A 21,457-nucleotide genomic window follows, 5' to 3' on the forward strand; every position below is an offset into this window, starting at 1 on the left:
TCGTGAAAATGAAGGTGAAACAGGCATTATTCTGCATACTTTTCCTGTTGGGATCACTGAGGTTCTTTGCACAGGTGGAAGACAGCTCCATTTTTGTTCCTCTGATGCAGTTCTCCTACAGTTTTCAGATCCCCGGTGCTGACCTTTCCGATCGTTTCGGAAGTAACTCGGATATCGCTCTTGATTTCATGATCAAAACGCGAAGTAATTGGCGTTTTGGAGGAAGAGTGAGTTACATTTTTGGAGACAAAGTACGTGAGAACGGAATTCTTGACAGTATCGCAACCTCCTCCGGTGCCATCATTAACAGTAACGGGCAGTTCGCCAGTATACGTTTGTTTGAACGGGGCATGACCTGGATGTTTACCGGTGGGCGTTTATTCCCTGCCCTTGGTCCTAATCCTAACTGCGGATTCTATCTTGATCTGTCAATAGGCGGGATCTTTCACAAGATTCGTATTGAGGATGTTGGCAATCTGAGTTACCAGCTGACTGATGAATACAAAAAAGGATATGACCGGCTCACATCAGGAACGTTGGTGGGCGAATCGTTCGGCTATCAGTATATCGGCAGCCGGAAGATGATCAATTTCTTTTTATGCGTGGAATCGTATCAGGGATTTACGACCAGCCGCCGGTCCTTCAATTACGATACCATGACCGCAGACACCTCTTCCCGTCTTGATCTGCTCTTCGGTTTACGTGCAGGATGGGTGCTTCCCTTGTACAAACGAACTGCCAGGGAGATCTATTATCACTGAACCATGAAGGTTTTGTACAATCTGGGTATTTTTCTCTATACCTGCGCCATCCGGATCGCCGCACTGTTTAATGAAAAGGCTGCTCAATGGCAGCGCGGGCGGAAACACCTGTGGGAGGAACTTGAACAGAAACTAAACGGAGGAACATTCCGGTCGGCGGAGGAGCGCATTTGGATTCACTGTGCTTCCCTTGGAGAATTCGAGCAGGGGCGTCCGCTCATTGAGCGCATCCGAAAGGAACAACCCAAAGCAGGAATCCTCCTCACTTTTTTTTCACCCTCGGGGTATGAGATCCGCAAAAATTATCCGGGAGTTGACATCATCTCCTACTTACCGGCGGATTTTCCGGGTAACGCAAGACGATTTCTTGACATTACGGTACCCACCAAGGTTATTTTTGTGAAATATGAATTTTGGTTCAACTTTCTGGGAGAGCTGGCCCGGCGCAAGATCCCTCACTTTCTGATCTCCGGCATTTTTCGGACGGATCAGGTGTTTTTCAAATGGTACGGTGGTTGGTTTCGGGAATTTCTCAAGAAATATGACCGGATTTTTTTGCAGAATGACGAATCCGCCTCCCTACTCAATACCATCGGCATTCTTTCGCATGAGGTGAGTGGTGACACGCGTTTTGACCGCGTGAACACTCTGGCGGCCGATCCGGCAGGAGAATCTGTTTCGGAAGTCTTTTCAAAAAACCGCAGCGTGATGGTATGCGGGAGCACCTGGCCCGCAGACGAAGAGTTGCTGGCCCGCTGGTGTGAGACCGGCGACAAGAAAGACTTCTGTTTAATTCTTGCACCTCACGAGACCGGCCCGGCTCACCTGGACGGAATACTCAGGAGGTTTGCTTCCCTTCGTCCGAGCCTGCATTCCGCGGTTAAAAACAATTCTGTTCCGGAAGACTGCCGAATGTTAGTGATTGATCACATTGGCTCACTCTCCAAACTATACCGATACGGGCACGTATGCTATGTTGGAGGCGGGTTCGGTTCCGGAATCCACAATTTACTGGAGGCCGCCGTTTACGGAAAACCGGTTTTTTTCGGACCACAGCATCATAAATTCAATGAAGCGCTAGAGCTCATGCGTGCGGGGGGCGGTTTCTGTATAACCGATGCAAAGGATCTGGAAATGAAAATAAACTTTCTCTTCAGTGATCCCATGCTTCTTCGAATGGCTTCGATGACAAGCAGAGAATACGTAGTTCGCCGAACCGGAGCTACCGAACGCCTCTACACCGCTATTTTTACGCCTTAGTCTTTCTTTACCAGGGTTCTCCGGAAGACTCCTTCCGGTGTGCTGATTGTCAGCAGATAGGTGCCCTGTAACAAAGAAGAAGTAGAAAGCTCAGTTACACCGGCTCCGGCTATTCCCTCAAGCACTGTTCTTCCAGTGATATCCGTGAGAATGAAACCTGCTCCCGGAAACACGGACAGGTTCAGGAACAACACGTCGCGAAAAGGATTCGGATAAACAGAATTAGCTGAAAAATATTCACCTGGGATTCCTGTTGAGCTAACATTGTAGCTGATAATCACGATTCCGTTTCCGGTCTGGTAACCCTGTGTATGGACTACCTGCGTTACATTCGTTCCAGTGTAACTGGATCCGCCGCCGCCGCCGCCGAAGCAAGAACCACCCCCACCGTAATATCCGCCGCCGCCGCCACCGCCGCCTGCACAATCGCCGGAACCATTACCTCCTACGCCCAGAGCGCCTCCGGTAGTATATTGTGGACACGAGCAACAGGCGATACCTCCGGCACCACCGACCGACTGTGTTCCTCCGCCACCTGCTGACTGGGGCCAGGAAGGCCATATAACACCATCGCCTCCGATGAGACCACCACCTGCACCCCCGGCGTAGGTTTGATTTCCGGAAACATATCCGCCGGCGCCTCCGCCACCTCCTGCCACCACGATTCTGTCGCTCAGTGTTGTGCCATTAAACCGTATATCCGTTCCACCACCTCCGGTACCTGCCGTACCGCATGAAGTATAAGAATACACACCACCTCCGCCATCAAAAGCAGAAGCCGGCTGACTGAGTGAATTGATACCGGCCCCTCCCACATAAATATTTAAAATGTCACCGGGGTTCACACTTATCAATGCCTGAACCCTTCCGCCCAGGCCTCCCGGTGCCGGACCATTATCCGCTCCTTGCCCACCGAACGCATCCACAGAAAGAAGATAGACATTGGCTGGAACCACAAAGGTCTGGACACTGCCCGTGTAGTTAAATGTAAGTGTGGTTTGCGCAAACAGCGCTACGGACAATATCCAGGCGGACAGGAGTGTGATGTGATGTTTCATAGAACAGATTGTTTCCGCAAAGGTACGCAACTATTTACTTATGCCCTGCAATGCCTGCCATAGTGCGTCAGCAGGAGGTGGGGCGGTAATTTCCAGCATTTCCCGTTTTACGGGGTGAAGAAATACCGTCTTTCTGGAATGCAGATGAATAGACCGGTCCTCATTCGCACGCCGTGCACCATACTTAACATCTCCTTTAATGGGAAAGCCTGCAGCACTGAGCTGCGCCCTGATCTGGTGATGCCGTCCGGTCATCAGGTTTACCTCCAGCAGGTGGTAATGATCCGATGAAGTGACCCGGTGGAATTTAAGCTCAGCACGCAGGCTGCCCTGCACTTCCTTTTCGTATGCCCTGCTTATATTCTTTTCCTGATTTTTCCGGAGATAGTGAATGAGATGCCCCTCCGGAGGAGGATCGCCGCTGACCACTGCCCAATAGGTTTTCTCAATTTCCCTGTTCCGTAACATTTCGTTTAAACGGGCCAGCGCTTTGGAAGTTTTCGCAAAAATCACAACACCGCTCACCGGGCGATCCAGACGATGAGCCACTCCAACAAAAACATTTCCTGGTTTTCCGTATTTATCTTTCAGAAACTGCTTCAGTTTTTCCGAAAGGGGAACATCACCGGTTTTATCTCCCTGAACTATTTCTCCAGGGCACTTATTAAGAATAATGAGGTGATTGTCTTCGTAAAGGATCTCCATATCGTCCGGAGCCTCAGTACTGCTCGTTCTTGTTAGGAAAATCCTTACGTTTCACATCCTTTATATAACTTTCAACGGCTCCTTTTATTTCATCAAAAAGATTCAGATAACGGCGGAGAAAGCGCGGAGAAAATTCATAAGTAAGTCCAAGCATATCATGAGTCACCAGTACCTGACCATCCACCTGTCCTCCCGCTCCGATCCCGATCACAGGAATAGCAAGTTCCTTTGCCACTTTACCGGCGAGTGCCGCAGGGATCTTTTCAAGTACCAGTGCAAAACAACCTGCGTTTTCCAGGACATGTGCATCCTCCATCAGTCTTTTTGCTTCTGCCTTTTCGCGCGCCCGCACAGTATAGGTACCGAACTTATAAATAGACTGCGGGGTAAGTCCCAGATGGCCCATCACCGGTATACCGGCAGAGAGAATCCGTTCAACACTTTCGACCACCTCTGCGCCACCTTCCAGCTTTACCGCATGAGCCCCGGTCTCTTTCATCAGCCGGACAGCTGAATTGAGTGCTTCCTTGGAATTTCCCTGGTAAGTTCCGAATGGAAGATCCACTACAATCAGAGAACGGGTGACTGCTTTCACCACACCCGCCGCATGCGAAACCATCTCATCGAGGGTGATCGGCAGGGTCGTCTCGTGGCCATGCATTACATTGGAGGCACTATCGCCCACCAAAATCACATCAATGCCTGCAGCATCCAGAATACGTGCCATTGTAAAATCATAGGCCGTAAGCATGGAGATTTTCTCCCCGCTGCGTTTCATTTCCTGCAGAACGTGGGTCGTAATGCGCTTTGCTTCTTTTTTCTTTACGGCTGACATGTATTATCGGGTTATAATCAGTTTCTGCTGAAATGAGATATGCCCTCCCTCTGCTCCAACCATATAAATACCCGGAGTAAGATCTGAAATATTCAGCATGGCTTCCGCCCCGGTGATTATTACCCGCAGCACTTCCCTTCCCGTCATATCCCGGATGACCAGACTCATTCCGTCCACCGGAGATGCCAGGCTAACCATAATAAATTCCCCGGCCGGATTTGGATAGATCAGCAATTGATGAGGGTAGTCCGATTCCGGGAATCCGGGGGTGTATTGTAAATTGATGGCGTTCAGAAATGCGTGAACTCTTCCTGAAATAGCTGTATGCAATCCGCCGGTATAAAGTATGTTGTTTTCCTTGATATAACACAGCGGGGCTCTGTTCAGTCCGGGGTTCAGCGGCAGAAGAGTGCCAGTGGCTGAGGTCACCAGAGCCATATGGTCGCGGTCTTGTCCTCCCACTAAGGTAAAGTCACCCCCTATCACCACCGTAGACGGATCAATTTGCTGAACGGATCGCACATAATTCGAGGGGTTGGGATTAAAGGAACTGACCGCAGCGGAATACGGATCCATCATGCCCGCATTGCTTCTGGGTTGGGAACCTAATGTGCTGAACCAGCCGCCCAGGTAAAGACGGGAACCATCTACATCCAGATCATAGATACCATCATTCACCGCTGCGTTAAAAGAAGTAATACAATATCCGCCGAGTGTATCTACAACGGCAAGATGATTTTTCTGAAAACCTCCGATGCTTGTATAATATCCTCCTACCCATATCCTGTCTGAACCCGCTTCTATAGAATTGACCGTACCGTTGGGATCAGGATGCCAGTTCTCCAATTGGCCTGTCACAATATTTACGCAACCCATGTTCGTACGGGGGATATTATTCACGGTGGAAAACAATCCGCCGAAATACATCTTATTTCCAATGTATGTAACTGTTCGCACAAGCCCGTTAGCATTTGCAACAAAGGGCATCACAGAATTCGTATTCAGATCAATCCCTCCCACACCCATACGCGGTTGTCCGCCCAGTGCAAGAAAATTACCGCCAACCAGAAGTTTGCCAGTGCCGGTAAGCACCATAGAAGAGACATACCGGTCGGCTCCGATATTAAAACTCCCTGCGGTTTTAGTAGTCAGATCAATAGCGGCGATATTGTTTCTTTCCACACCGTCGCGGCAGACAAACTCTCCTCCGAGATATAGAAGCGAATCGCTTAGCGCCAGGCATCGCACCGGATCTGACACATTAAATTGGAGATTTTTTATTGCTCCCAGAGAATCTGTCTGAGCGAAATGTCGTCGTGGCTGGCCATTAACAAGAGTAAAATTTCCGCCAATAAAAATATCACCATTCCGTTTTGACCAGTTCAGGCTGTTGACAGGGCCGTTGGTTTGAATATTAAGTGAAGTCACCGACCCGTCCGTAGTACTCACTTCGGCTATATTGATTCTAGGTTGCCCTCCCACGAGCGAAAAAAATCCACCGAAGAGAATCGTGGTATCCATGAACATGCGCTCATTATATTCCTGGTGGTCGCCGATTCGCGCGGGAGGCGGAGGTCCTGTACTTCCGTACTTTACTACATATCCTTCCTTACCGATGGTATAAACAGGGCCGTTTACACCCGGATTAAAACCTGTGTCAATGGAGTCTGCCCCGGCGATATATTTTACCAAATACTTGCGCTGCTGATTGTCAACGGTGGTAAAAGCCCCTCCGATAAATAATTCCCCGTAAGCATAATATAAGGCCTCCACGGAGGCATTGAACGCATTATTGAAAACTTTAAGTGTCTCCGCTACATACACGGCACCGTTAACCTGGTTAAATTCTGCCAGCCGCAGCTTCGAATATCCGTTGACCAATGTAAAATCACCGCCGACGTAAACAGTACTTCTTCCTTTACCTGTAATACACCGGACTCTTCCGTTAAGTACTGGATCCCAGTTAATATAAGGAGCACCGTTATAGGGGTTGAGTACCGCCAAATGGTGTCGTGTCTCTCCACCGATGATGGTGAAATCTCCGCCAACATACACTTCCGGTCTGGGAATGCCTGAGGAGGCATTGGAGGGCACTACCCATATGGCATAAACCGCTCCGTCCGGTGACGGATTAAAACCCGGATAAAGATGCCCTGATTTGGAAATATGTGCGAGATTCTTCCGGGGTTGTCCTCCCACCAGTGTAAAATCCCCACCAATAAACCATCCACCCCATGTATCCGGGAAAACGGCGTATACAGGACCATCCACTTCGGGAAATCCGTAAAAGACCGGCACCCCATTGACGGTATCCACTGCCATTCCATACCCAAGTGCTTTCCCCACATAATTAAAATCCCCGCCTATGATAAGGTCATTATTGTACCGAACCATGGAATGAACAGGTCCGTTGGGGACCCACATGGCGGTATCGTACAGCAATTGGCCGATGGAATTGATCTGAATTCCCAGGCTTGCCAGAGCTACAAAAATTAAACGCATTTGCCGAAAGAAAAGTTGAGGGATGCTTTAAGGCAAAGATAAGAATAAGACTGAGCGGTGCTACTTGAACAGACCGTGAACTTCAGCGTCTATCTTATTGATAATGACGCCCAAATCTTCCTTTTTTTCCGAAAAATTGTTGTCGTCAATGTCAATAAAGAGAATTCTTGCCCCCTTGTTCTCCTGCTCATAGGTAGTGATCCAGGCCTCATAGCGCTCGTTGAGTCGCTTGAGGTAATCAATACGAATGGCATTTTCGTAATCCCGACCCCTTTTCTGGATATTATTGACGAGGTTGGGTACGGTTGCTCTCAGGTATATCAGCAGATCCGGGGGGGTGATGAATGATTCCATGACTTTGAAAAGACTGAAATAACTCTCAAAATCACGTGTAGTCATAAGACCCATGCTGTGCAGGTTAGGCGCAAAAATGTAGGCATCTTCATAAATAGTCCGATCCTGGATCACCGTTTTTTTACTCTTCTTAATGGCCTGCATCTGGGCGAAACGGCTATTCAGAAAGTACACCTGAAGGTTAAAGGACCAACGCTGCATGTCCTCATAAAAATCATTCAGGTATGGATTATCGTCGGCATCTTCGAAATGCGGTGTCCAGTTATAATGTTTTGCCAGGAGAGTGGTAAGGGTTGTTTTACCGGATCCGATATTACCTGCAACAGCTACATGCATAATTCAAGTGGTTGAGCGGACTAAAGTACAAAATCCCGCTTGCCTTGCAAGTCAGGTGTTAATAACTATGCCTCTTCATTTTTGATAATAAATACCCACGCCGCGGGGCTCCATCAATACCAGTTTTTCCGCGGATATACCGAAGGAGGAGACGGAGTCAGCAGGGAGCTTCATTTCACCTGTTTCCAGGGTATGAATATTCTTCCAGAATAATGAATCACCCGTCTGATTTAATGAATACATGCGGCCGGCGGAAAACTCCACTGCTCGGCGTCCCGGGAGAGCAGGTACCGAGCGGGCCGGTGTGCCAAACCGGTCGAATAATTCGGCAGAGCCGTCCTTAAAAATAATGATGAGCCATTGATCTCTGTCCAGCATCCTTTGCACCGTTCGTTCACCGAAGAGCTCCGATAACTGCGGAGAAACCACCAGTTCTTTTCCATCGAAACTCAAGCGCTCAATAAAGCCGCGTCCGCCGTCATAGACCCAGAATCCGGATTCTCCGGATAAACAAACCGCATGGGGATCAATGATGCCAAAATTCTTCATATCCAGAGGAGCTCCTACGGGAGTTAAGGTATTATCCAGTACAACAATTCGCCGGGTTGCAGGATAGAAGAGCAATACCCGATGACCACCCTTTACATCCACGGAGAGGGGATCACCCATGGCTTTTTCCGAATAGGTGTACATTTCCAACCCCGTTGCGTCCCATTTTGTGAGTTGCTCATCGCGCAGGGTATAAATATTTCCCGCTGCATCCAGAGCCATTCCGGAAAATTTTCCACTGATCCATGTCTGGACAGAAACGGCGCAAATCAGTGCGGTCATTGCCAGGGGGAGCAGGATCCGAAAAAAGGGTTTACCAGGCATGTATGTTCTGAAGAATATCATCCAGGAATTTACGATCATTGGCCAGTCGAGGGACTTTGTTTTGCCCACCCAACCTGTTTTTGCTCTTCATCCAATCAAAGAATGTACCCTTCTTTACCGAGCGGATAAGCGGCATCTGCAGCGTATAATCATTGAATCGCTTGGCTTCGTAATCGGAGTTAAGCGATTTCAGGGCGTTATCCAGCAGCTCAGAAAAAAGGGGAAGGGAAGGCGGTTCTTTCTCAAACTCGATGATCCATTCATGACCTCCCGTCTCGCTTCCTGTCATAAAAATAGGTCCGGCGGTAAACTCCCCTATCACAGCACCCGTTTTCTCGCAAGCTACCGCCAGTGCTCTTTCCGCATTATCAATCATAAGTTCTTCTCCGAACGCATTGATAAAAAGCTTTGTTCTTCCCGTAATCCGGAAGCGATACGGCCGGATAGAAGTAAACTCAATCGTATCACCAAGATCATATCTCCAGAGACCGGCGGTAGTAGTGATTACCATCGAGTACGGGACACCTGTTTGTGTCTCACCCAGCGGAATTGTTTTACCACCGGCTTTGTTCCACTGATCCTGCGGAAGAAATTCGTAGTAGATCCCGTAATCCAGCATAAGTAAAAGTTCATCGGATCCGCTTCGGTCCTGGATACCAAAGAATCCCTCCGATGCATTATACAATTCCATAAAATCGCCTTTACCGCCCATAAGTTCTTCGAATTGCTTTCGGTAGGGAAGGAAGCTCACCCCGCCGTGAAAATACACTTCAAAAGACGGCCAGACCTCCCGGAGGCTTCGGGCATTCTTCTTTTGCAGGATGTGTTTGAGGAGCACCAGCATCCATGAAGGTACTCCCGCCAGACTTACCACATTCTCGTTCATGGTTGCTGCCGCCAGTTTCTCCAGTTTCTCATCCCAGTTGTTCATCAGGGCCACTGAAAGGTCCGGCAGGCGAAAGAACTCTGCCCAAAGGGGAAGATGGGAAATAACGATCGCACTGAGATCCCCGTGCTCTGAGCTGTGATCTGCATGAAAGAAAGTCTCTTTGCTGCCTGCCAGTGCCAGGTTCTTTCCTGTAAAAAGTTGTGTTTCCGGCCGGTTGTTGCAATAAATGGCTACCATATCCCGCCCTCCGTTATAATGGCACCCATCCAGCGATTCCGGTGAAACCGGAATAAACTTGCTCTTATCATTCGTTGTTCCCGAAGATTTCGCGAAACAGGTGATCTCCTCCGGCCAGAGAAGGTTTTGTTCGCCTTTTCTGATCCGATCTATGTATTCACTCATGGATTCGTAGTTCTGCAGCGGCACGCGGTCCGCGTATTCCTTCCAGTTGCTGATCGAGGAGTACCCATGCTTTTTTCCCCACTCCGTGTCCCTTGCGGTGCGAAGCAGCCGCTGAAGCCACTCTTCCTGCACCTCAATAGGATACTTCATGAAAAGATCGATTTGATGCATTCGCTTACGCATCCACCAGCTGGCTATGGAATTCAGAAACGACATCAGTTCTTCTTCAGGTATTTCATAAGATCCGCAAGTGTTAAGGCATTTAAACAATAGTCGGCCGTAAGACCACCCTTACGCGCCGCATATATTCCATAATGCATATCCAGCATTCCTTCCCTTTCATGTGCATCCGGATTGATCGATATCTTCACCCCTTTGTTCATGCATTCATGTATCCATCGCCAGTCGATGTCCAGTCTCCATGGATTCGCGTTCAGCTCGATTGCCACTCCGTTCGCGGCGCATGCGTCGATAATTTTTGAGTACTGCAGAGGGTATCCTGGCCGGCTCAGCAGGAGGCGTCCGCAGGGATGCCCCAGGATATGAGTATAAGGGTTTTCAATAGCCCTGATCAGTCGTTCGGTAGCCTTTACCTCTTCCATTTTCAGGTTCTGATGAACGGAAGCCACAACCAATTCAAACTCCGCAAGAACTTCTTCAGGATAGTCCAGCGATCCGTCGCTCAAAATATCGGATTCAATTCCCTTAAGAATCCGGAAGGGTTTCAGTTCCTCATTCAATGCATCAATTTCACGGTGCTGCTCATAGACCTTTTCAATAGTAAGTCCGCCTGCATAGGAAGCGGAACGCGAATGGTCGCAAATGCCAAAGTACTCCAGCCCCAGCTCCTTACAAGCTACGGCCATGTCCTTCAAAGAATGCAGTCCATCACTCCATAAGGAATGATTATGAAGACATCCGCGTAAATCCTGCCAGTCAATCAGCTGTGGAACCTTGTGCTCTCTGGAAGCAATGGCCGCCTTACGCGTTTCCATCCATTCAGCAGGCACCGGTTTTAGTCCGGAATTTTCGAATACCTCCTCCATGGAGTTGCCATTCTGCAGGGGACCCAGTTCATTCAGGAATTCTTCCGCGGCCGATCGCTTCAAAACCTCCCTGTAAAAAATTTCCGGTGCCACCGAGGCTATCTCCAGGCGTAAACCTTCTACGGTCCATTTGTCACTCAGTTCTCGTTTAGATGATGCGAGGTACTGAACCGTTCGGATCACTTCCATTTTTCTTCTGACTTCTCCTACTATCTCCACGTTCGTTTTCAGATCATTTCTGAGTTTATCTAAACAGGCTAATGCTACCGGCTCAACCGTAGCATAATGAAAACTTCCCTCATTGGACAAGAGGTATTCGACATTCTTGCGGACCTCCTCCTGCGTTTTTATTCCGAATCCCTTCAGAGCAACCAGACGGTTCTCCCTGCATGCATAGAGCAATTCACCAATATTTTCAATGCCCAGTTCTCTCCAAAGATGAAACACCTTTTTAGGGCCCAGACCTTTCACATCCATCAATCGTATTACCCCGTCGGGAGTTTTTCTCCGTAAAGCTTCCAGTTCCGCACTGGTTCCCGTTGACATCAGCTCCACAATCTTGGCCGCAATTCCTTTCCCGATGCCCTCGATCGCTTCAATTTCCTCCTTACTTAGTCTCGAAAGATCCAGCCCGGACCTGGTGAGCTTAAAAGCCGCGTTGCCCAGCGCACGGATTTTAAACTGATTCTCTCCGTGAAGCTCCATCAGCCTCCCCGTAAGTTTCAACGCTGCGGCGACTTCCTGTGTGTTCACGTGCAATGATAAAAAAGGGGTGCCAAGGCACCCCGGATTCCTGATTTCCTAATGTTTTATCGGCTCACATTCATTTTTAAAGTAACCGGCGCGCCACGGCTGATAATAGTGCAGAAATAAATGCCGGACGGAATATCGTTCAATGGAACCTGCCGTTCATTTACACCGCTGTTCCCGGAGTCTTCTTCACTTTCAAGTACTGTTCTACCGGTTAAATCTGTAATAATTATTTTCACCGTACTGTTCTCCTGAAGAAAGAAACGAACCGTAAGATGGTCCCGGGCAGGCACCGGAAAAAGTTCCGCATCACTCACCCCGGTCAGCGGCGTCTGGACATTCATCCCCACGGGACAAACGCGTGTAATATTTCCTGAGGTGGTGTATCCGCCCTTCATGGCGTAAAAACATCCCTCGCTCCCTTGCTTAAGAGTAGTGAGGCCCCCCGAAGTAGTGAGGTCCATGAGTTGGACCTGGCTCGTTACCGTGTTGTATTGCGGTGCATTCCCCAGCGTAAGATCATACACCCGACCATAGTCGTTATCAGCTACAAGGAGGTGATTCGTTAAAGCAGGTATCACGCTGGATGTGTAATGAAGGATTCCGGTTACTGCAGGCAGGGGAGCACCGAATACCGCAATGGGATTGGTATAGGCGGGATTGGTGCAGGGCGTGGTGGTATTATACTGGAAGTTGCCCTCGCATGCCTGCCACCCATAATTTTTTCCTTTCACCACATAATTCACTTCGTCATATGTTGAGGCGCCATTCTCCGATGCATACAAGGAATCATTGAACGTACTAAAACAGAAATCATAGGCATTCCGGTGTCCCCAGGTCCAGATCCTGTCATCATTTCCGGTGGCCGGGTTCCCGTCATCATAATACGGGTTAGACGTCGGGATGGTACCGTTTTTATTGATCCGGAGGATTTTTCCGTACGGATTGGTCATCAACTGGGCATTCGCCGGTGTAGCCAGCTCGCCGATGGTAATATAGATCTGATTGGGTTCCGACGGACGAAACCGGATGTTTCCGCCCACATGATTACCGGGGATGGAATTGCTCACCATCTGATTAAAGATAATTGTTGGGTTGGTGCCCACATTGCTCACCTCCGTGAATCTTACCACGCGAAGGTATTGCGTGCCGGTGGGACTGGGATTACAGCAGCGATGATTGTAATAAACGTAAACATAGCCATTGTTTGAATAATCGGGATCCACTTCAATCCCAAGCAAGCCGCGTTCGAAGTCGTTATAAGTGGAATCACTGAGGTCATAAAAGGTGCCAATCAGCGAATAATTCGCGTCGTAATACATAATCTCTCCGGACTTCAGGGTCAGGAGGATTCTGTTCTGAGGAGTGAACGTAAATGCCACGGGATAGGCCAGGTTCGTGATGACGGCTGTTGTCTGGTACTGTGCCACAGCAGCAGCCCCGGCAAGAGCCAGGAACAAAGAGAGAATAGCTTTTTTCATGATCAACTTATTTCAGTAAAGATAGTGAATTGAAAGGCATAAAAAAACCCCGCCGAAAAATGGCGGGGTTCCGTATTAAAGGGGTTAGTTTACATACCAACCAGCGACTTAAATTCAGCGTTATTACGCTGCTTAAAGAATTCAAGATCAAGGCGTGCTTTATCCTTGAAGGAAGCATCCTTGTTGATGGCCGTTTTGAGGTTGTTGATCACCATGCTGTCATCACCCTTACGTGCGCCAACGATGGCCTTGAGGTAATATGACAATGCATCTTCTTTCTCTTTTGATCCGTCCAGAATGGCAACAGCTCCGTCCAGATTCGCGTTCAGTACGTTTCCGAGTGCCGCGTTAAAGGTTTTGTAGTTTCCAAAATTGGTAACCGCAGCGGCGTAATTCCCGTTGAGGATTTCACAGATTCCCATGTTGTATTTAGTTTCGGGAGCGCTTCCGGCCTTATTGTAAAGTTCCATTGCCTTTTTGCGATCACCCTTCCAGCGGGCAACGATTCCAAGGTTATTAATGATTACGGGGTTATTAGGTGACATACCGTCTGCCTTGGTAAACTGAGATTCAGCATCGCTGAGTTTGTTAAGCATCAGGTATACAGCGCCCACGTTGTTAACCGTTCTCCAGTCACTGCCAAACATTTTCTCTGCTGCCTTATAAATAGCCAACTTTGTATTAAGATCGTTGGTAAGTGTTCCGGCATAGAGGATCTCTTCAAGATTCAGTGAATCCGGCGTGGTGGTTGCGAACTTAAGGAGCGCCTCGTCCGAACGACCCACCTTATCATAGTTCAGATTGTTGGTTGCACGGCGGAGCTTCGGCAGGATCTGGTCAGCCACCTCGCGGTAAGTTTTTGAAAGGTTCTTTATTTCCTTCTCGCGCACTTCTCCGTCAGGGTACATCTTAAGCACATTCAGGATAAGATCCTTATCCGCGATGCTGGATTCCTTCATAAGTTTTTCGAATCCTTCCCAGTCCTCAGCAGTGGTTTTTACCACATAGAATCCGTCGTTCTGACCATTTTCGTACTTAGTTTTCTTATCCTTGAAAACATTCTTCAGGTACTTAATGGCAGAAGCAGCACGCTCGTCGGCCAGTGAAGCATTACGCGTCAGTTCACCATCCGGGGAAGCGTACGCGGAAATGCTGTATCCCTTATAGACATACTTCTCAGGAGCCTTCATAGAATTTTCGAGCCATGTCTTATACTCCTTCATTTCTTTCTTAGACATCTCTGATCCACGGACATCACTTTGATTGATAGTGAAGAAAATGTCAATTGGAGCAGTCATGGGAATGATACGCTGGAACTGGTCTTTTCCGATGAGAGGCATTTCATCGCTCTTCACCAGGTAAGGAGTAATGATGGTACCTTCAGCGATCTCCTTCTCAGGCATATCCTTGGTCTTTTTTCCTTTAGCACCGTTTGCGGTATAAACCAGTTTACAGTTCTTCATGCCGGGATCATAAGCTACCTTATCAGAATAGGAGAACGATCCGCCTTCCTTGTATTTTACAACATTTCCCTTTGCGTCTTTCACCTTTTCTCCGCTGATGGTAATAGGATCGAGTGCTTTTTCACCACCTTCCCACTTCAGTTTCGGAGTGATGGTAAGCACCACCTTTTTGCCGAAATACTTGGCAGGATAAACACCTTTTACGGTTACAGAAACGCTGTCACCGTGCATTTCAAGCGGGGTAGGCGTTACCGTGTAGTTCACGGAATCAGCCTTCTTCGACATTTTCTTCAGCTGGCAGGCTGAGAATGAAACTGCCACCACAGCAGCGAGTCCGAAGAATTTAATAGATCTGGTTTTCATTTGCGTTGAATGGTTAGTTATTTGGGGTTCAGGCCTTGATGAAGCCGTTGACGTGCAAAAATAGATAATTTTTGATAATGGCGAAGGAAATCCCTCTAATTCAGAAATATTTGACTATCTGTTACTTATATACCCAGGTCCGGACGATTCAGTCCGGGCTTGAAGGGGGTATCCAGAAGCTTTAAAAGCCGGCTCATATCCTCCCGGTTGCGCGCAGGGGCAAAACGCTCGCCATCCAGCCACAAAACAGGGCTTTTCCGGTATTGTTTGAGATAGGACAGGTACTGTTTTTCCAGCTTCTCCAGGTATTTTCCGGGGATACCCTGTTCATATTCCCTTCCCCGCTCTCTGATCCCTTCCGACGCCTTTTCCGGACTGCGGTGATAATAGATGACCAGATCAGGCACAGGCAGTTTGAATTCGAGGCTGGTAAAAAGCTTCATGAAATGGGCAAAATCCTCGCGGGAAAGGTTGGTTCTTGCAAAAATGAGCGATTTATTAAACCAGTAATCGGCCACTACGGGCCTTCCGGGGATAACCCTCTTTTTGATGTCCCTGAATCGGTCTATCAGCAGGGAAAGCTCCAGGGGATAAGCGTAACCGGCGGCATCCAGATAAAAAGAAGGCAAGAGGGGGTTTTCTTCAAACTTCTCTTCCAGAAGTTCCGCTTTCAGGTGAAGAGCCAGTTTAGCGGCCAGGGTACTTTTTCCTGCTCCTATATTTCCTTCGATGGCGATAAAAGATGGTCTCACAGGCGAATCACCTTTTCCGGTGCCACCAGCGCCGCCAGATATTCCTTTACATTCCATTTCTCCACGGGATGCTTCCATTCCGGCTCAACGGCTGCCATTGGCTCCAGGGCGAACCGGCGGCGGGATAAACCGGGATGCGGAATCTCGAGCCCAGGCTGAACATAGATCAACTCTCCGCAGGCCAGTATGTCTATATCAAGCGTTCGTGGCCCCCACTTCACTGTACGCGTTCTTCCCATAGCCGTTTCCAGCGTCTGTAATTCCTCCAGCATGCGGATAGGAGAAAGTTCCGAATCGATGGTTAAACAAGCGTTCAGAAACCATGGTTGCTCCTTCATGCCCCAGGGTTCCGTAAGATAAACCGGCGAGGATCCCGTCACGCGGTATAGTACCGAGAGACGATTGATCGCTTCGAAAAGGGTTCCGAAGCGGTCGCCCTGGTTTCCACCCAACAACAAAATGAAGCGGTTCATCCCTGCCATACTCCAAAAGTAACAATTCAGAGCACCTCGAGGGGCGTATGAATACCTTTGCTCTGTGTAAAACCGTTCATCTCGCATCTATGAAAAACTTTCTTACTTCTTTCCTGGGATCACTTGCAGCAATGTTTGTTGCATCCCTGTTGTTCATTTTCATTATTGTTGCCCTGATACCCGAAGAAAAGCAGTTCAAGGCAAAAGAAAATTCAGTGCTTCACATGAAGCTGGATAAGCCTGTTTTAGAACGCGGCTCCAATAACCCCTTTGAAAACTTTTCCTTCGACGGTGAAAATAGTATGCCTGTAGGTCTGGATGATATAATCGCCAATCTTGAAAAAGCCAAGGCAGACAGTAATATCCGGGGTATTTTCCTGGAAATTTCAACTGTGAATGCCGGTATGGCCACAACGGAAGAAATCCGGAATGCCCTGCTCGACTTTAAATCCTCCGGTAAATTCATTTATGCTTATTCAGAGGTGATGGATCACAAGGCTTATTATCTGGCTTCGGTGGCTGACCGGGTGATGTTGAATCCGCAGGGACTGATTACCCATGCCGGACTGAGCGCGCAGCTCATGTTCTTCAAGGGTATGCTTGAAAAACTGGAAGTAGAAGCACAAATTTTCCGACATGGTAAATTTAAAAGCGCCATTGAGCCATTTATGCTTGACAAAATGAGTGAAGCGAACCGTGAACAGGTTGAAAAATACCTCGGTAGCCTTTGGGCTCATATGTTGCAAGGCATCTCCGAAAGCAGGAAGATTCCTGTGGAGGAGTTAATGAAGATGGCAGACGACATGCGTGTTCAGAACGCCGGGGATTGTATGAAATTCAAACTGGCCGACGATACCCTGTATAAAGACCAGGTGCTGGCGGAGCTGAGAACGAAGCTTGGAATAAAGGAAAATAAAAAGATCTCCATGGTAGAGTTGGGAAAGTATAGCAAGACTCCAAAAGGAAAGAAGGAAAAACTTTCTCAAAAGAAAATAGCCGTGATCTATGCCGTGGGAGATATCAATAGCGGTGAAGGAAACGATGAAAGTATAGGTTCAGAACGAATTTCCAGGGCCATTCGGGAGGCCAGGCTTGATTCTTCGGTTAAAGCGATTGTACTTCGTGTGAATTCTCCCGGAGGCAGTGCCCTTGCATCAGACGTAATGTGGCGGGAAGTAGTGCTCGCAAGAGCCTCAAAGCCCATTATTGTAAGCATGGGAGATGTGGCCGCATCCGGAGGCTATTATATATCCTGCGGTGCTGACAGAATATTTGCGCAGCCAAATACGATTACGGGTTCCATTGGCGTGTTCGGCATGCTTCCCAATATGCAAAAAATGTTCGCCAATAAATTCGGGATCACCATCGATACCGTGAACACCAATAAACATTCTGACCTGGGCAGCGTTTTCCGCTCTGTTTCAGAAACAGAAGGGCTGGTTATTCAGAAAGGAGTAGAAGACATTTACCAGGTATTTCTCCACCGTGTGGCCGCAGGCAGGAAGATGAGTGTTGCCGCCGTTGACAGCATAGGTCAGGGACGAGTATGGAGCGGGGCGGATGCCCTGAATCTGGGTCTGGTAGACGCGTTAGGGGGCCTGAAGGATGCTATAAAATACGCAGCAGAAAAAGTGGGTACTAAGGAATACCGTATTATATATCTTCCAAAGCAGAAAAAACCATTTGAAGAATTCATGAGCGAACTCAAAGGAGAAGGCGAGGATCAGGCCCGCCAGTTTCTTCGAAATGAATTAGGTGATCAATACACCATGGTTCTGGGCTTTCGTAAACTATGCGCTATGAAAGGAGTACAGGCCCGCCTGCCTTTTGAGTTTATAATCAACTAATTATCAGTCGCAGCAACATCCCCAGGCCCCGGAAATCCGGGGCCTTTTCTATTGTTAAAAGATTTGGATGTTTTTTTCCTCTCCCCCCCCCATTTTCGATATATTTGTCACGAAAATTCGCAATTTTACGTAAACACCCCTCAAAAAATGGGGGGTATATCAAAATAAATATGGCAAGGCACAGATTTAAAGCCCTGGAGGAAGTACTCACCAGGAAACCGGTAGATGTAAAATTGCAGGCTGCAAAGGTCAGCGATCTTTTCGGAGCAAACGTATTCGGACACGACAAGATGAGACAGTACCTCAGTAAAGATGCGTTTGAATCAGTTATGGGTGCAGTTTCATCCGGCACCAAGATTGACCGTAAGACAGCGGATCAGGTAGCCAATGCTATGAAAGCATGGGCGATGGAACAAGGAGTAACGCACTACACGCACTGGTTTCAGCCTCTGACCGGCACTACAGCAGAAAAGCACGACGCCTTTTTTACGCCGGTGGAGAACGGACGTGCGATGGAAGCCTTTGGAGGAGAACAGCTGATACAACAGGAACCTGACGCTTCTTCATTTCCCAGCGGCGGCATCCGCAATACATTTGAGGCCAGGGGCTACTCAGCATGGGATCCCTCCTCCCCCGCCTTCATCTATTCCAACACACTTTGCATTCCCACCATTTTCATTTCCTATACCGGTGAAGCACTTGATTTCAAGACACCTCTTCTCAAAGCCCTGAACGCGCTGGATAAGATCGCTACGGAAGTGTGTCAGTATTTTGATAAGGACGTGACGAAGGTAACCGCAACATTGGGATGGGAACAGGAGTACTTCCTGGTAGATACGGCGCTATATAATGCCCGGCCGGATCTCAACCTCACGGGACGAGCCCTGTTCGGACATGCTCCCGCAAAGGGGCAGCAGCTGGAGGATCACTATTTCGGTTCCATTCCGGAACGGGCAGTTGCCTTCATGAAAGACCTGGAGCAGGAATGCTGGTTGCTAGGTATTCCTATTAAGACCCGTCACAACGAGGTAGCTCCGAATCAGTTCGAGTGTGCTCCCATTTTTGAAGAGTGCAATCTGGCGGTGGATCACAATCAGCTTTTAATGGATGTCATGGAAAGAGTGTCTCGCCGGCATTCATTCCGTGTTTTGCTTCATGAAAAGCCCTTCGCCGGAGTAAACGGAAGCGGAAAACATAACAATTGGTCCATGGGTACCAACACAGGGAAAAATCTTCTGTCGCCTGGGAAAAACCCAAAAACAAACCTGATGTTTCTCTCCTTCTTTATTAATACGATCAAAGCGGTACACGATAACGATGATCTGCTGAGAGCCGCGATTGCTTCGGCGGGTAACGATCACCGGCTGGGGGCAAATGAGGCACCTCCTGCCATCATGAGTATATTCATCGGCAGTCAGCTTACCCGGGTATTGGAAGATCTGGAGAAGAAAGTAAAAGCCGGTAAAATGACCCCTGATGAGAAGACGGCCCTTAAGCTGGGAATCGGAAAGATCCCGGATGTGTTACTGGATAACACCGATCGCAACCGCACTTCTCCATTTGCATTCACAGGAAATAAATTTGAATTCCGTGCAGTAGGGTCCTCTGCCAACTGTTCCGGCCCTATGACCGTTCTCAATACGATAATGGCCGATCAGCTTCGGGTGTTTAAAAAAGAAGTAGATCAGCTGATCAGCAAGGGAAAGGAAAAAGATGAGGCCATCTTTAATGTACTGGTAGATTACATTAAGGCTTCGCGGCGTATTCTTTTTGAAGGGAACGGGTACAGCGACGAATGGAAGAAGGAGGCGAAGAAGCGTGGTCTGAACAATTTCAGCACCACACCGGAAGCTCTTGATTCATATATAGACAAAAAAACGCTGGACCTTTTTGAACGAAACGGGATTATGAGTCACCGCGAGCAGGAAGCGCGTCATGCCATCCACCTGGAGACGTATTCCAAAAAAATACAGATTGAAAGCCGCGTAATGGGTGACCTTGCCATGAATCACATTATTCCTACTTCCATCCGATATCAGAAGATGCTGGTGGATAATGTAAGCGGGATAAAGAACATTTTATCAGGCTCGGAATATACTAAGGTAGCCGGCCCCCAGCTTGACATGATTAAAGAAATCAGTGAGCACATCGCAGTTATTAAGGAAAACGTTGAGCACATGATCGAAGCCCGTAAGAAGGCAAATGGCATTGATGATCACCGTAAACACGCCCTGGCCTATTGTCATGAGGTGAAAGCACACTTTGAAACCATCCGATACCACGTGGACAAGCTGGAATTGATTGTGGATGATGAGAGCTGGCCTTTACCGAAATTCCGCGAGTTGCTTTTTACCAAATAACGGATACTTCTGAAAATAAAAAATCCCCCTCCGGAAACCGAAGGGGGATTTTTATTGCGATTAGTGTTGCTCAGAAATGCCACATGTCGTGCTCCATCAGGAACAGATCGTTCTTAATCCGGTCACTCTCAAACAATGCATCAATACTCTTGGCATATTCTACAATTACCCGGTCATACACGTTGCTCTCCTTACGGATATAGCTGCTGAAAAGGCGTTTATGGAAGATATCATCAAACGTTCTGCGCTCCGCGTCGTTAAAACGGTTAAACACTTCGTACTGGGCAAAATAAGGGCGGCACTCCGGGAAGTAAACCCAGAAGAGCGGCTCATAGCCCCTGAAATCGCCGTTCTGATCGATCTTTTCGACCATGGGAGCAATACCAATGATTCTCACTTCCATCACACTTCGCTGCTTATCAAAAAACCAGTCTTCCTTTACCCAAAACTGAGTGATCTTTGCAGCGTCGATCTGGCGGGGAACAAGTACAGTATCCATGAGTCCCGTATTGATGTTCGGTGTCAGAACGGTATCCATGGAATTCAACTTGGATTTCACCAGTGACAGGGGCATTTCGTACTGGAACTCATCATCAATCGCCGGACGATCATACGCGTGAAGAGCACCTTCCTCCAGGCCTTTCCGGATCACATCAAACAGACATAATCTGTTTTTTATGGGCTCGGTGGGATAGTAGAGCGGAAGATTAATTTTCTCCCTCATATCAATTACTCTCCAGATACGCTTAGCGAACATTACATCCGCCTCCCGGAGATAGGTATAAGGAATGGGCTTACGCTGATTGATATGCTCCTTAAGATAGGGGCTGTCATACGGCGCATTCGGATTAATTACGGTCTGTCCCGACACTCCGGCCGAAAAGAACGCCGCAAGGGCGAACATCAGACAATACTTAATACCATTTTTCATCTTCCTCTTTTTTTTG

At 48.2% G+C, this 21,457-nt stretch carries 17 protein-coding genes; 4 read left to right on the forward strand and 13 right to left on the reverse strand.

The genetic code is table 11. The annotated features are described in order from the left end of the window. The first annotated feature begins 8 nt into the window (after positions 1-8). Both IT233_01190 and IT233_01195 read left to right on the forward strand, forming a co-directional pair. Complete coding sequence (locus tag IT233_01190; protein ID MCC7301233.1) at positions 9-761, forward strand: hypothetical protein; 753 nt, start codon at positions 9-11, stop codon at positions 759-761. Between the two features lie 3 nt (positions 762-764). Next, positions 765-2,021: a 3-deoxy-D-manno-octulosonic acid transferase gene (locus tag IT233_01195; GenBank protein MCC7301234.1), complete on the forward strand. Its 1,257-nt coding sequence runs from the start codon at positions 765-767 to the stop codon at positions 2,019-2,021. On the opposite strand, the gene IT233_01200 is transcribed toward IT233_01195, so the two are convergent. From IT233_01200 to folK, 12 genes are all read right to left on the reverse strand, one after another. Then, complete coding sequence (locus IT233_01200) at positions 2,018-3,079, reverse strand: T9SS type A sorting domain-containing protein (protein MCC7301235.1); 1,062 nt, start codon at positions 3,077-3,079, stop codon at positions 2,018-2,020. The two genes, IT233_01195 and IT233_01200, sit on opposite strands and share 4 nt — an antisense overlap. 30 nt (positions 3,080-3,109) lie before the next feature. Then, on the reverse strand, positions 3,110-3,784 hold the full coding sequence (locus tag IT233_01205; protein MCC7301236.1) for an RluA family pseudouridine synthase: 675 nt from the start codon (positions 3,782-3,784) through the stop codon (positions 3,110-3,112). Between the two features lie 13 nt (positions 3,785-3,797). Then, entirely contained in the window at positions 3,798-4,619 is an 822-nt protein-coding gene (panB, locus tag IT233_01210; GenBank protein MCC7301237.1) for a 3-methyl-2-oxobutanoate hydroxymethyltransferase, read from the reverse strand. Between the two features lie 3 nt (positions 4,620-4,622). Continuing rightward, a complete protein-coding gene (locus IT233_01215; protein MCC7301238.1) occupies positions 4,623-7,121 on the reverse strand; it encodes a T9SS type A sorting domain-containing protein in 2,499 nt (832 codons plus the stop codon). A gap of 60 nt (positions 7,122-7,181) precedes the next feature. Continuing rightward, positions 7,182-7,811 (reverse strand): deoxynucleoside kinase, encoded by a 630-nt coding sequence (locus IT233_01220; protein MCC7301239.1) that lies wholly within the window; start codon positions 7,809-7,811, stop codon positions 7,182-7,184. Between the two features lie 75 nt (positions 7,812-7,886). Beyond that, positions 7,887-8,705, reverse strand: a complete 819-nt coding sequence (locus IT233_01225) for a hypothetical protein (GenBank protein ID MCC7301240.1) — start codon at positions 8,703-8,705, stop codon at positions 7,887-7,889. Then, positions 8,674-10,191, reverse strand: coding sequence for a GH3 auxin-responsive promoter family protein (locus tag IT233_01230; GenBank protein MCC7301241.1), 1,518 nt, complete (start codon positions 10,189-10,191; stop codon positions 8,674-8,676). The genes IT233_01225 and IT233_01230 overlap by 32 nt, the downstream gene beginning before the upstream one ends. Further along, positions 10,191-11,774: a DNA polymerase/3'-5' exonuclease PolX gene (locus IT233_01235; protein ID MCC7301242.1), complete on the reverse strand. Its 1,584-nt coding sequence runs from the start codon at positions 11,772-11,774 to the stop codon at positions 10,191-10,193. The genes IT233_01230 and IT233_01235 overlap by 1 nt, the downstream gene beginning before the upstream one ends. A 56-nt stretch (positions 11,775-11,830) precedes the next feature. After that, a complete protein-coding gene (locus IT233_01240; GenBank protein ID MCC7301243.1) occupies positions 11,831-13,252 on the reverse strand; it encodes a PQQ-dependent sugar dehydrogenase in 1,422 nt (473 codons plus the stop codon). An 89-nt stretch (positions 13,253-13,341) separates the two neighbouring features. Further along, on the reverse strand, positions 13,342-15,078 hold the full coding sequence (locus IT233_01245; GenBank protein ID MCC7301244.1) for a hypothetical protein: 1,737 nt from the start codon (positions 15,076-15,078) through the stop codon (positions 13,342-13,344). 125 nt (positions 15,079-15,203) lie between these two features. Then, positions 15,204-15,830, reverse strand: coding sequence for a deoxynucleoside kinase (locus IT233_01250; protein ID MCC7301245.1), 627 nt, complete (start codon positions 15,828-15,830; stop codon positions 15,204-15,206). Next, positions 15,827-16,312 carry a 2-amino-4-hydroxy-6-hydroxymethyldihydropteridine diphosphokinase gene (gene folK / locus IT233_01255; protein ID MCC7301246.1) on the reverse strand — a complete coding sequence of 162 codons (486 nt, stop codon included), beginning with the start codon at positions 16,310-16,312 and terminating at the stop codon, positions 15,827-15,829. The genes IT233_01250 and folK overlap by 4 nt, the downstream gene beginning before the upstream one ends. Before the next feature lie 80 nt (positions 16,313-16,392). On the opposite strand from folK, the gene sppA reads away from it, so the two are divergent. After that, positions 16,393-18,150, forward strand: a complete 1,758-nt coding sequence (sppA, locus tag IT233_01260; GenBank protein MCC7301247.1) for a signal peptide peptidase SppA — start codon at positions 16,393-16,395, stop codon at positions 18,148-18,150. Positions 18,151-18,320: 170 nt separating this feature from the next. Next, entirely contained in the window at positions 18,321-20,510 is a 2,190-nt protein-coding gene (locus IT233_01265) for a glutamine synthetase III (protein ID MCC7301248.1), read from the forward strand. A 70-nt stretch (positions 20,511-20,580) separates the two neighbouring features. Here IT233_01265 and gldN read toward each other — a convergent pair whose 3' ends face one another. Beyond that, positions 20,581-21,441, reverse strand: coding sequence for a gliding motility protein GldN (gene gldN / locus IT233_01270; protein MCC7301249.1), 861 nt, complete (start codon positions 21,439-21,441; stop codon positions 20,581-20,583). Positions 21,442-21,457: the final 16 nt, after the last annotated feature.

This window comes from Bacteroidia bacterium, from assembly GCA_020852255.1.
Taxonomy (GTDB): Bacteria; Bacteroidota; Bacteroidia; order JADZBD01; family JADZBD01; genus JADZBD01.